At 53.1% G+C, this 12,208-nt stretch carries 10 protein-coding genes; 4 read left to right on the top strand and 6 right to left on the bottom strand.

Annotated features, from left to right (window positions below; all coding sequences use genetic code 11):
• Positions 1 to 49 precede the first annotated feature (49 nt).
• From CFLAV_RS13020 to CFLAV_RS13010, 3 genes are read right to left on the bottom strand one after another with little or no spacing between them, the layout of a single operon-like run.
• Complete coding sequence (locus CFLAV_RS13020) at positions 50 to 1,057, bottom strand: methyltransferase (RefSeq protein WP_040548519.1); 1,008 nt, start codon at positions 1,055 to 1,057, stop codon at positions 50 to 52.
• Between the two features lie 22 nt (positions 1,058 to 1,079).
• Positions 1,080 to 1,664: a c-type cytochrome gene (locus CFLAV_RS13015; RefSeq protein ID WP_007415195.1), complete on the bottom strand. Its 585-nt coding sequence runs from the start codon at positions 1,662 to 1,664 to the stop codon at positions 1,080 to 1,082.
• A gap of 34 nt (positions 1,665 to 1,698) precedes the next feature.
• Positions 1,699 to 1,878, bottom strand: a complete 180-nt coding sequence (locus CFLAV_RS13010) for a hypothetical protein (protein WP_007415194.1) — start codon at positions 1,876 to 1,878, stop codon at positions 1,699 to 1,701.
• Positions 1,879 to 2,099: 221 nt separating this feature from the next.
• On the opposite strand from CFLAV_RS13010, the gene CFLAV_RS35515 reads away from it, so the two are divergent.
• Together CFLAV_RS35515 and CFLAV_RS12995 are read left to right on the top strand one after the other, a co-directional pair.
• Positions 2,100 to 2,390, top strand: coding sequence for a histidine kinase (locus tag CFLAV_RS35515; RefSeq protein ID WP_040548510.1), 291 nt, complete (start codon positions 2,100 to 2,102; stop codon positions 2,388 to 2,390).
• On the top strand, positions 2,387 to 3,040 hold the full coding sequence (locus CFLAV_RS12995; protein WP_007415192.1) for a response regulator transcription factor: 654 nt from the start codon (positions 2,387 to 2,389) through the stop codon (positions 3,038 to 3,040). The genes CFLAV_RS35515 and CFLAV_RS12995 overlap by 4 nt, the downstream gene beginning before the upstream one ends.
• Before the next feature lies 1 nt (position 3,041).
• Here CFLAV_RS12995 and CFLAV_RS12990 read toward each other — a convergent pair whose 3' ends face one another.
• Positions 3,042 to 3,791, bottom strand: coding sequence for a 3-keto-disaccharide hydrolase (locus CFLAV_RS12990; protein WP_202796895.1), 750 nt, complete (start codon positions 3,789 to 3,791; stop codon positions 3,042 to 3,044).
• Positions 3,792 to 3,973: 182 nt separating this feature from the next.
• Here CFLAV_RS12990 and CFLAV_RS12985 point away from each other — a divergent pair, with 182 nt between their 5' ends.
• Positions 3,974 to 4,786 (top strand): ABC transporter ATP-binding protein, encoded by an 813-nt coding sequence (locus CFLAV_RS12985; protein WP_007415190.1) that lies wholly within the window; start codon positions 3,974 to 3,976, stop codon positions 4,784 to 4,786.
• On the opposite strand, the gene CFLAV_RS12980 is transcribed toward CFLAV_RS12985, so the two are convergent.
• Entirely contained in the window at positions 4,783 to 6,210 is a 1,428-nt protein-coding gene (locus tag CFLAV_RS12980) for a hypothetical protein (RefSeq protein ID WP_007415189.1), read from the bottom strand. The two genes, CFLAV_RS12985 and CFLAV_RS12980, sit on opposite strands and share 4 nt — an antisense overlap.
• A 210-nt stretch (positions 6,211 to 6,420) precedes the next feature.
• Between CFLAV_RS12980 and CFLAV_RS12975 the strand changes: the two genes are divergently transcribed.
• Entirely contained in the window at positions 6,421 to 7,758 is a 1,338-nt protein-coding gene (locus tag CFLAV_RS12975) for a PQQ-binding-like beta-propeller repeat protein (protein WP_007415188.1), read from the top strand.
• A 787-nt stretch (positions 7,759 to 8,545) separates the two neighbouring features.
• Here the strand turns inward: CFLAV_RS12975 and CFLAV_RS12970 are convergent.
• Positions 8,546 to 12,049 carry a pyruvate carboxylase gene (locus CFLAV_RS12970; protein WP_007415187.1) on the bottom strand — a complete coding sequence of 1,168 codons (3,504 nt, stop codon included), beginning with the start codon at positions 12,047 to 12,049 and terminating at the stop codon, positions 8,546 to 8,548.
• Between the last annotated feature and the right edge of the window lie 159 nt (positions 12,050 to 12,208).

Raw genomic sequence — 12,208 nt, 5'->3', positions numbered from 1 at the left:
GACCGCCCCGTCTCCCGCACGTATCAACCACCCACCTAAAAACGAATGGCTATTTGATGCCGATCACCATCGAGTCCGGCCCGATGAGGTGCTCCACCCGCGTTTCACGAAATCCCGCTTCACGCATCCACTGACAACACTCAGCACCGGTGTAATCGAAACCTCCGGTTGTCTCAATCAACATATTCAAGCTCATGATCAAGCCAAACACGTTGTTGCGGCGTTCATCATCGATAATGGCTTCGTAAATCAAAACTGCACCGCCCGGCTGCAAGGCATCATAGGCTTTTTTCAACAACATCTTTTTCTCTTCCAGATTCCAATCGTGAAGAATATGCCCCATCACGAGGACATCGGTTTTAGGCAGGGGATCCTTGAAGAAATCGCCTGGCGCAAACTTCAACCGATCACTTAATCCATTAGTGCGAATATAGCGCTCGTAAATCGGCCCCACACACTCCAGGTCGTAACCCAGGCCGGTCAGATGTCCATGTTTCAAGGCCACCTGCACCGGTAGCGCACCCTGCGCGCAGCCCACATCCACAAAGGTCTTATAATTATCCCACGGAAACTTTTCCGCGATCGCCCTGCCGGTTCCGAGGCTGATTCCGGTCATGGCTTTAAGAAAAGCCTCCAACCGCTCAGGATTGCTATAAAGAACCTCGAAAGCATTTCCACCAGCCTTTATTTCGTTTTGTGGTTTTCCCGTCCGCAACGCTTCCGTGAGTGAGCCCCAAAAGGCGTACAACCTGGCATTCATCATTTCCAGCAGGCCGCCCATGTAGGTTGGCTTCGCCCGATCGAGATACAAGTCCGCCTCGGGCGTGTTGGAATAAAAACCACCTTTTCGATCCAGCATTCCCAAGGCTACCAGAGTATCAAAAAAATCCCGCGCAGCTCGCTCATTCAAACCTAACTTCGCCGTGAGGGATGCGGCGTCTCCGGGCGACTTGGCCAATTCGGTGAAGAGCCCAAGTTCAACCGCGCTCAGCAACGCCTTTGATGACGCAAAGCCAAATGCGATTTGACCAATCTTATCTGGAGTAATGTGAGGCATAAAAATGTATTTGGAATTATGATCAATCAAATTTGTTCTTCGCGGAAGCCACCTCACCCGGCGCTTGCGGTTCCGGAACATGGTTCTTCACTGCCGGTACTGATTTCAAATAAGCAAAAATCGCTTTAAGATCTTCGTCCGAAAGCTTCGCCACACTCTGCCATGGCATTGGCGGCAAAATATCCCGCGAGGTGCCATAATGCTTTCCGGTCCTGATCGTTTTGACGAAGATATCTTCGGTCCAAATGCCCAGAGCAGTATTTTCGTCGGAGGTGATATTGGCACTATAACTGATGCCCCATGGCCCCGACCAGGCTGTGCTGCCGGTCGTGACTGCCATCCAGGGTCCCGGTGCAAGTTTTGGAGGCGGCGGCAACTTTGCATTCTCAGGATGGCCCGCGAGATAAAAGGCCATATCCGGTTCCGGTCCCTTTGGTCCCATCTTCATCGGCGTATGGCAATCCGTGCAACCGCCCGCTTCCACCAAATACTTGCCCCGTTTGATTTTTTCATTATGCGCCTCTTTCGAAGGCTTGCCCGCCAATGTCAGGCCAAGCACCGGCATCAGAACCAACGGCATCACAATCCATTTTGTTGAACTTTTCATAAATTATATTCTCCTCTTGCTTTTAAGATCAGGGTCAAATTCCCAATGTTGCTGCCTTCGGTTTGATCAGGCTTGTGGCTTGCCCCCTCCAGGTGATAACCAGGGACGCGATACGTCTCTTTTCCTTCGCCAGCGAGGCCGCAATCAATTGATCGTATTCCGAAGCTCTCCAAGGCGTGAGTCTGGCTCTGGAAGTCTGAAAACTCGCTCTCATAAAAATCTCTCAATCCACAAAGGTTCGTGCTGCACCCGCATCAATTTGCCAGCGGACAATCCTTGACGCCGTGTCGACTCCAAGGAAAATAGCCTGCGAGACCATGCCAGCTTTTCCTCCGCCATGCGCGCTGGCTTCTGCGACCCTGCTTGTCGCAGTTGCCGCGGGTGTCGCCTTTCTGGCTGGAATTCGCCCTTGCACGGTCATGAAGCTATGAGCAGATGCCCAAACCAACAATGGAACGAAAGGTCCACTGTTTCCGCGAATTCAGGGCGAAGCGGCCTGCCCGGTTTGCCGACGAGGGAATTGGCATTCACGAACCGGATTTGGCATGGTCGATCAAGGCTTTCCATCGTGCTCGAAATGTGGGTAATATTGCGGGAACCAGTTTGGATGGGCGATTTTGCAGCGTTGCATGGCAGTACAGGTGTCAAATCATGGTCGAGAGTGCTGTAGACAAAGGCACCACCCTAACTGTGAAATTCGGCATTTTGGCCGGGAATACATTATGAAAAAAATTTTGGTCATTGAAGACGAGCCCGAGATGCGCCGAAACCTGGTAACCATCTTGCGCCTCGAACAATATCAACCGCTCGGCGCTGAGAACGGCCGACTGGGTCTCGAACTCGCCGCAAAGGAAAAACCTGACCTCATTCTCTGCGACGTCATGATGCCGGAATTGGATGGCTACGGGGTCCTCAAAGCTCTCCGGGAAAATGCGGCAACAGAATCCATCCCCTTCATTTTCCTGTCTGCCAAGGGAGAAAAAATTGACCAACGCAACGGCATGAATCTGGGTGCGGATGATTATTTGACCAAGCCCGTGGCCAGGGCGGAATTGCTGGAGGCCATCGTCGCCCGGTTTCGTCGGCAGGAACAGCAGGCCAGGCCTGAATTCAAGCCCAACTTTTCCTCGCACGAACCATTACTCTCGCTTGGCCTAACACCACGCGCCGCAGAAACCCTTCTCTGGGTCGCTCAGGGCAAGACCAACCTGGATATTGCCACCATTTTAGGCATCAGCGAGTCCACCGTAAAAAAGCACCTGCTCGAAATCTTCGACAAACTGAATATTGAGACGCGTAGTGCAGCCACACTGCGCGCCCTGGAAGTTCTGAATTCGCCTTTGCCGAAGGTGAACAACAACCCTGCCAAGTCTTAAATTACAGTTCGCGGATCCAAATATTGCGATAGCGAACTGGATTATGGTGATCTTGCAACGCCAGTGGCTCCTTCAAGGCATGCGCCGCATATTTGGGAGCGCCAATATGGCTGGTACCACCTAAAATTTCAGCGTTGTCCTGCACCAACACACCATTCTGTAAAACCGTCACGGTGCCAGGTTTCGTCAACTTGCCATCCGCATCAAATCTCGGCGCATGATAAATAATATCATAAGCCTGCCATTCACCCGGCTTGCGGCAGCAGTTCACCAGCGGGGCATGTTGCTTGTAAACGGACCCGGCCTGCCCATGGAAATACGTCTTGTTGTTATAGGAATCGAGCACCTGGATTTCATAGCGACTCTGCAGGAAAATCCCGCTGTTGCCGCGCCCCTGCCCCTCGCCTTTTACTTCAGCCGGTGTTGCCCACTCGACATGCAGTTGGCAATCACCAAAGCTTTGGGTCGTGTGGATACCACCAGTTCCGTTAATGGTCACCACTCCATCCTCAACCTTCCACTTGGCAGGACCGCCCTTGTCACCCTCCCACTTGGACAGGTCTTTGCCATCAAACAGAACAATCGCATCGGAAGGCGGCGGTCCGGCATCAATCACCTTCGGCTCCTCTTTTGGCGGCGGCAGCTCTTTTCCTTCATCCGCCGCGGAACCGGTCAAGGTCAACATAGAAAGGCCAACCATCACACTCACCATGCGGGTCGCAAAACAATTTGGGAGAGAACAAACTTTCATAGATAAGTTATTGCATTTGCCGTTAGTTGGGTCAGACGCGGACTTGTATATCGAAATTCGAACAAATCGCAATCCCAAAGCCAATCCCTTGCCCACGATTCTTTCATTCATGGCTTGCGCTGAAGTCCCATGCCGATTTACAAACTCCCAGTCGTATCAACAACCAGCGTCGGCTCATACACATGCCATCGAAGTCATCAATAATTCTGGAAGTTTCCAACCTGCGCATTCAGCGTGACGGCACGGTTATTCTGAACGAAGTGTTCTGGCGCGTCGAACGCGGCCAGCACTGGACCATTCTCGGGGCCAACGGTTCCGGCAAAACCTCCCTGTTGAGCACCTTGACCGGCTATCTCATGCCTACCGCAGGCGAAGTTGCTGTGTTGGGCCAGCGTTACGGTGAGTCGGACTGGCGCGAACTCCGCAAGCAAATCGGCCTCGTGAGCTCTTCCATTCGACAACTCATGGCGGACAGCGAACCCGCCCTCGATACCGTGGTCAGTGGCAAATACGCCATGATTGATTTCTGGGGAACACCCAGCAAGGCAGATCGCGCGCGCGCGATGCGCATCCTCAATCAAATTGAATGTGCCTACCTCGCCGACCGCCCGTGGCTTTATCTCTCGCAAGGCGAACGCCAACGAATTCTCATCGGCCGGGCGTTGATGGGCAATCCGCGCCTCCTGATTCTAGACGAACCCTGCGCCGGCCTCGATCCCGCGGCACGCGAACATTTCCTCCAATTTCTACAACGCCTCGGTCGCAACAAAAAAGCTCCCACGCTGGTTTTGGTGACTCACCATGTGGAGGAAATCATGCCGGTGTTTTCACACGCCCTCGTTATTAAAGAAGGACACATTTTGGCGGAAGGCCTCAAGGAATCTGTGCTCAACGCAGAAATTCTCACCAACGCCTTCAACACCCCGGTGAAGCTCACCCGGGCTGCCGGGCGCTATCACCTGACCGTCACCGGCAAATCGCAGTCCGTAATTTAAATCTGATCGCAATCCATCGAGGAGGACTGGTAGCCAAACAGCCGGTTCTTCTTGATGATTTCAACGATGGGCGGCGGCACCATGCTTTCCCAGGTGCAATTGCCGGTCTGGATCCTCGCCAGCACATCACGCGAGAAAATCGGCAGATACTCCACGTTATGCTTGGTGATCGACTCGATGCATTGGTTCTCCAGCAGATAAGCGTAAAGATGTTTCAAATGCGGTGCCACCTGCATGTTCTCGGCCGTAACCACCTGCCCGTTGGACGGATCTTTCCATGGATAAACGTAAAGCTTCACTTCGGCTTTAAAGAGCCTGCCCAGCGATTCCAGCAACCCGCCTTCCAGGTCCGTGTAAAACTTCTCATCAAAAATCTCCTTCAAACTCGGCACACCCAGCACGATGCCAGTCTGCTTGTGCGTATAGCGCGAGAGATAGGATACCAGGCGGTAATAGCGGCCGAAATTGGAAATCATCACCGTCTTCCCCAGCGCACTGAGAATATCCACGCGCGCCAGAAAGTCCTTGTGATCAATCCCGCTCTCGGAGAGTAAATTGCGCAAGGTCATTTCCATTAACACCAGCGGCTGCTCCCCTTTCATGCTCGGCTCCGCCATGAATTGCTCCTGCGCCCGTTCCAACATGTCCAGCGTGGTATTGATGATCGGACGAAAACTGCCACGCTCGACCAACACTGCTCTTTTATAAAGCACGTCGGATGGTTGCACGACTTCGCCCTCGGCCGTGAACATCGCGGCATCGGTCAACCCCTGCTGCACCAATTGCAAGCTCATCAATCGGTTGTCAATCTTGGCAAAGCACGGCCCGGAAAACCGGATCATGTCCACCTCGATCCGCTCACGACTCAAATCGTCCAGCAGCGAAGCGATCAATATTTCAGGCTGATCATGATAATAAAAAGCACCGTAAATCAGGTTCACCCCCATGATTCCCAACGCCTCCTGCTCGCGCACATTCTGCGTATCCAACATCCGCACATGAATGATGATCTCCGATGGCGCACCATGGCACTCAGTTTGGAAACGAATGCCCATCCAGCCATGTCCCTCTTCCTTGCGGGTAAAACTATGGGTGGCAACGGTATCCGCAAAAGCGAAAAATGTGCAACGGTCGCCACGTTTGGTGTTCAACCGCTCGAGCAACAGGTTGAATTCATAATCCAACATCGATTGCAGGCGTTTCCCGCTGACATACCGATCAATGGGACCGTAAATGGCGTCGCTCACTCCCATGTCATACGCAGAGATGGTCTTGGCCACTGTTCCGGCGGCGCCACCCACGTGAAAAAACCAGCGTGCCACCTCCTGGCCCGCGCCGATTTCTGCGAAAGTTCCATACTTCTTCGCATCCAGATTGATCTGGAGCGCCTTCTGGTGGGTATCCAATTTCTCAGTATTGTTCATGTCTCAAGCCGCCGCATCGTGGCAGCACTGCTGCTGAAAAGATACATAAAAAAACCCAATCACTCCAGCCCCCTTCTGTTTTTAGAAATAATTATAATCCATGATTAGTCACGTTGAACTCATAGGCATCAAGGTAATCCTCCGGATTCTCAATTCATTCCCCAATTCAACAGGCTGGCCCTCGCCCAGTCCCCCGTGTATGCTCCCGGCATGAGCCCAAACTGGAGACCAATCCTCGCCCTGACGCTCTCACTGATTTCCGCACCGCTCTTTGCCGATGATTGGCCGCAATGGCTCGGCCCCGAACGCGATGCCGTCTGGCGCGAAAAGGGCATCATTGAAAAATTTCCTGCCGAAGGTCCCTCCGTTCGTTGGCGCACACCCATCGGCGCAGGCTATTCGGGGCCGGCGGTCGCCAAAGGTCGCGTGTACGTCATCGATCGCCAACTCGCCAAGGATGCCGCCAACCCCAGCAATCCCTTTCAACGTGGCGAAATCCCCGGCACCGAACGCATCCTCTGTCTCGACGAATCCAACGGCAAAATTCTTTGGCAACACGAATACGATTGTCCTTACACCGTAAGTTATCCCGCCGGACCGCGTGCCACACCGCTCGTCAGCGATGGCAAGGTCTACACGCTCGGCACCGAAGGCCACTTGTTCTGCTTCAATGCGAAGGATGGAAAAGTCCTTTGGGCACACGACTTCAAAAAGGATTACAACATCCCCACGCCACTCTGGGGATTTTCCGCCAATCCGTTGCTTGATGGCAAAAAGCTGATTTGCCTCGTCGGCGGTTCGAATACCACCGCCGTCGCCTTCAACACGGACAGCGGCAAGGAAATCTGGCACGCCCTCACCTCCAAGGAACCCGGCTATTGCCCGCCCACGCTCATCACTGCTGGCGGCAAGCGCCAACTCATCATCTGGCATCCGCAGGCAGTGAATTCGCTTAACCCAGAAACTGGCAACGTTTATTGGTCACATCCTTGCAACATCCAATCCGGCATGACCATCCCTACTCCGCGCAAAATGAATGACCTGCTTTTCTTCACCTGCTTCTACAACGGCTCCATGATGTTTCGTCTCGCGCCGGATAAACCCGACGCCACGCTCCTCTGGCAAAGCAAAAAGGTAAGTGAAAAAAATACCGACGCCCTGCATTGCACCATGAGCACTCCATTTCTTGAAGACGGCTACATCTACGGCCCCTGCAGCTACGGCCAATTCCGCTGCCTGAAAGCCGACACCGGTGAGCGCATCTGGGAAACCATGAAAGTCACCACCCACGACGAAAAAGAAATGCGTTGGGCCAATGCCTTCATCGTAAAAAACGGCGACCGCTTCTTCCTCTTCAACGAAAAAGGCGACCTCATCATCGCAAAGCTCAGCCCCAAAGGTTACGAAGAAATCAGCCGCGCCCACATCCTCGACCCCACCAACACCGCCGCCGGCCGCGACGTCGTCTGGACCCACCCCGCCTTCGCCAACCGCTCCGCGTATATCCGTAACGACAAGGAGATTGTCTGCGTCAAACTCACCCAGTAGAACCTCACTCCCTCACACAACGTGAAAACGTATCTTATTACCACTGGCACACTCTTCGGCCTCATGGCGTTGGTGCATGTTTGGAGAGCTATCGCTGAATGGCCATCACAAGGCGTGAGCATCGGGTTTCTTCTGGGTATGACAGCCTTGGTTGGAATACCAGGAGTCATGTCGTGGTGGGCTTGGCAATTGCTGCGTAAATTGTCGAGCAATCACTTAAAGTGTGTGGCAGAAGAGAAGTGAAAATAGTTGGTATTTTGACGGAGTTTAGCGATTAAAAATTTTGCAGTATTTAACAAGATGGATAGACTGAGAAAGGTTAGGCGTCATCGAATGTATGGAACACCATCCCTATCCCCGCCGCAAGATGCGCCCCATTTGGCACTGGCTCAATACGGTGTGCGTCATCTCCTGTTTATCGTTTTTCGCGTTCTTAGCATGGCGAGATTACAAGCAACTTTCTGTGCCATACTGGCCTTGGATCATTCTCTTTATAGTCGTTGGACTTGTCAGATTATACTTAATTCGATTTGTTTGTTGCCCGGTCTGCAAGCGAAGGGTCCGATCACGGATAGTAGAGAGAGCGGATTCTCGGCGCTATTACTATGACTGTGCGGACTGCCGAATCACATGGGACTCCGGGTATGATGAAGACACTTCACCTTCATCAAGCTAAAGAATAAACTAAGATACGGTCTTCAAAAGAGGTTTGCGTCGCCACATCCTCCTGCATTCGCTGTGTGACGGGAAAGAGTAAACCTTTCCCGTCTTGCCGTAATTGCCTGCCTTACGCCTTGATCAATATCAGCAAATCCTTACTCTCCACCGTATCGCCCACTTTCACATGGACGTCCTGCACGGTGCCGTCGCAGGGAGCATAGATGGTGGTCTGCATCTTCATCGCTTCGAGGACAAGGAGCTTGTCGCCTTTGGCCACTTTCGTGCCGACTCCGACGGCGAGTGAGGTGATCAAGCCAGGAATGGGCGCGCCGACCTGCGTGGGCACAGCTGGATCGGCTTTGATGCGGGCTTTCACGGCGGATTTCACCGAGCGATCCTGCACGATGGTTTGACGCGGCATGCCGTTCAATTCAAAGAGAATCGTGCGGCGTCCCTCGGCATCCACCAGACTGACGTTCACGAGCCGGATGAACAGCGTCTTGCCCTCTTCAATGTTCACCGCAATTTCTTCGCCGAGCTTAAGTCCGTAGAAAAATGCACCCGTGGGCAGGACCGACAAATCGCTATAACTATTCACCTTCTTGGCGAACTCCTGGAAAACTTCGGGATACATCAGCGAACTGTACAGATCGTCATCAGTGACGTCCCGCTTGAGCTTGGCCGCCAGTTCCGTCTTTGCTTTCTTGAAATTAAGCGGTGGAATGTCTTCACCGGGACGGCCCTTCAACGGCTTGCGGTCGCCCAGCACCACTTTCTGCACCTGCTTCGGCCAACCGCCTACAGGTTGCCCCAATCCTCCCATCAACATGTCGATGACGGACTCAGGAAACGGCGTTGCGCCAGGTTCCAGATTCACCACATCCACCGGCTTGATGCCGCGCGTGATGAGGAACATGGTCATGTCACCCACCACCTTGCTGCTCGGCGTCACCTTCACGATGTCGCCAAACAATTGATTTACTTCAGCGTAAGTGCGGGCAATTTCCGGCCAACGATTTCCCAGGCCCATACTCGCCGCTTGTTCCTTTAAATTCGTATACTGGCCACCGGGCATCTCGTGCAAATACACTTCTGCCGTACCGGATTTCGGTGCGGTATCAAATGGAGCATAAGCCGCGCGCACCTGTTCCCAATAATCCGAAAACTCGTTCAACGCATCGAGGTCCAATCCGGTATCACGCGGCCCATTCTGCAACGCGGCGACGATGGAATTCAGGTTCGGCTGACTGGTGGAACCGGACATTGAAGCCAGCGCCAAATCAACCACGTCCACCCCAGCATCGTTCGCTTCCATGATCGAAGCCGACGCCACACCGCTGGTGTCGTGCGTGTGATAATGAATCGGAATACCGATCTCTTCCTTCAACGCTTTCACCAACTGATAGGCGGCATAAGGACGGCACAAGCCGGCCATATCTTTGATCGCGAGGAAATGCGCCCCCATCTTCTCCAGTTCCTTCGCCATCTTGACATAATATTTGAGCGAATACTTGGTGCGCTTCGGATCAATGATGTCTCCGGTGTAGCAAATAGCCGCTTCACAAATCGCATGCGTCTCCTGCACCGCTTCCATCGCCACCTTGAGGTTCGGCGTATAGTTCAGCGAATCAAAGATGCGGAAGATATCGATGCCTTGTGCCGCTGCATGCTTAATAAAACCTGCAACGACGTTATCCGGATAATTGCTGTAGCCAACCGCATTGGAACCGCGGAACAACATTTGGAAACAAATATTGGGAATCTTTTCGCGCAATAAACGCAAACGCAGCCATGGGTCTTCATGCAGGAAGCGCATGGCGGTGTCGAACGTCGCGCCGCCCCACATTTCCATGCTGAACAACTGCGGCGTTCTTCGCGCGACCGCATTGGCCACGGCCAACATGTCGAAGGAACGCACCCGTGTGGCCAGCAGGGATTGATGCCCGTCACGGAAGGTTGTGTCGGTAATCAGCAAACGCTTCTGCTTCGCAGTCCATTCCGCAAATTTCTTCGCTCCCATTCCCAGCAACAATTGGCGTGTGCCGGATGGGGGCACCTGCTTCTGATCGTAACTCGGCGAAGTGACTGTGGGCAGCGCCGACTTTAAAACATAGCCCTTGGATTGCGGGTTGCCATTGATGACCACATCTCCAAGAAATGCCAGCAGCTTGGTCGCCCGATCCCGGCGCGGCTTGAACAGGAACAACTCCGGCGTGGTATCGATCAACGTCGTCGTCGCCTTGCCGGAACGAAAAGTCTCGTTGTGAATGACGTTTTCCAGAAACGGGATGTTTGTCTTCACGCCCCGAATACGAAACTCCCTTAAGGCGCGGTCCGTCCGCTGCAACGCAATATCAAAACTCCGCCCGGAAGCCGTGACCTTGACCAGCAACGAGTCATAAAATGGTGTGATAACATTTCCCGCCACACCCATGCCGCCATCCAATCGAATGCCAAAACCACCGGCGGAACGGTAGGTATAAATTTTCCCGTAATCCGGCGTAAACTTGTTTTCCGGATCTTCCGTGGTAATGCGGCATTGCACGGCATAACCGTTGCGCGGAATGTCCGCCTGCTTGGGCATGTCTATTTCGGGTCCAAACAGATTAAAACCTTGTGCCACTAAAATCTGTGCCCGGACCAGGTCGATGCCGGTGATGACTTCCGTAACAGTATGTTCCACCTGAATACGCGGATTCATCTCAATGAAGAACCACTGGTTGGTATCCAAATCCAGGAGGAATTCGACTGTGCCCGCGTTATCATAACCAATTTCACGCGCAATTTTGGAAGCAGCTTCACAGAGCTCTTCGCGAACCTTGACATCCAGCCCAACTGATGGCGCGATTTCAATGACTTTTTGGTGCCGACGTTGCACGGAGCAATCGCGCTCGTGCAAATGCAGGACGTTCCCAAAACGGTCACCCATCACCTGCACTTCGATGTGTTTGGCGCGGGGAATATATTTTTCGAGGAAGACGGCGGGATTACCAAAAGCACGCCCGGCTTCGTTGCGCGCTTCATCCAAAAGATCCACCAGATCAGCAGACTTCGTCACCACCCGCATGCCGCGACCACCACCACCGAAAGCCGCCTTGATGATCAACGGGAAACCAATGTCCTTGGCGATCTTTAAAGCTTCGGTCCTATCTTCGACCGGATTCTCAGTTCCCGGCAAAGTGGGCACACCTACTTTATCTGCCAAAGCCCGCGCAGCCGTCTTATCACCCATCAACGCGAGTAACTCAGGTCGCGGACCAACAAAAGTAATTCCCGCCTCCTTGCAAGCCTTGGCGAATTCCGCATTTTCGGAAAGAAAACCATAGCCGGGATGGATCATATCCACGCCCTTTTCCTTGGCTAGGGCCACGATGCTGGGGATATCGAGGTAAGCGCCAACCGGCCCCTTGCCTTCACCTACAAGATAGGCTTCGTCGGCCTTAAACCGATGGACCGATAGCTTGTCCTCCTGCGCGTAGATCGCCACGGTTCGCAGGCCCAGTTCAGTGGCCGCACGAAAGACACGAATGGCAATTTCACTGCGGTTGGCCACCAGCAGTTTTTTGAATTGCTTCGCTGGTGAATTGACGGTTTCTGACGGTGCCGATGATTTAGCTTTGCCTGAACTCATATTGATTGTCGCGCGGTGTTTATAAACGACCAGCCTGAGAATGGCAAAGAAATGATAACACCCGTTTTGAAGTTCAGCACTCCGGACCGCCCCTGATCAGGAGATAAAACCAAACTTTCCGCAGTGAGGTTGCGGTATTAACCAAAAAATGCTCGCCTG

The organism is Pedosphaera parvula Ellin514 (assembly GCF_000172555.1).
Taxonomy (GTDB): domain Bacteria; phylum Verrucomicrobiota; class Verrucomicrobiia; order Limisphaerales; family Pedosphaeraceae; genus Pedosphaera.
Note: the sequence above shows the minus strand (reverse complement) of the source record. Positions and strands in the feature narration are given on the sequence as shown.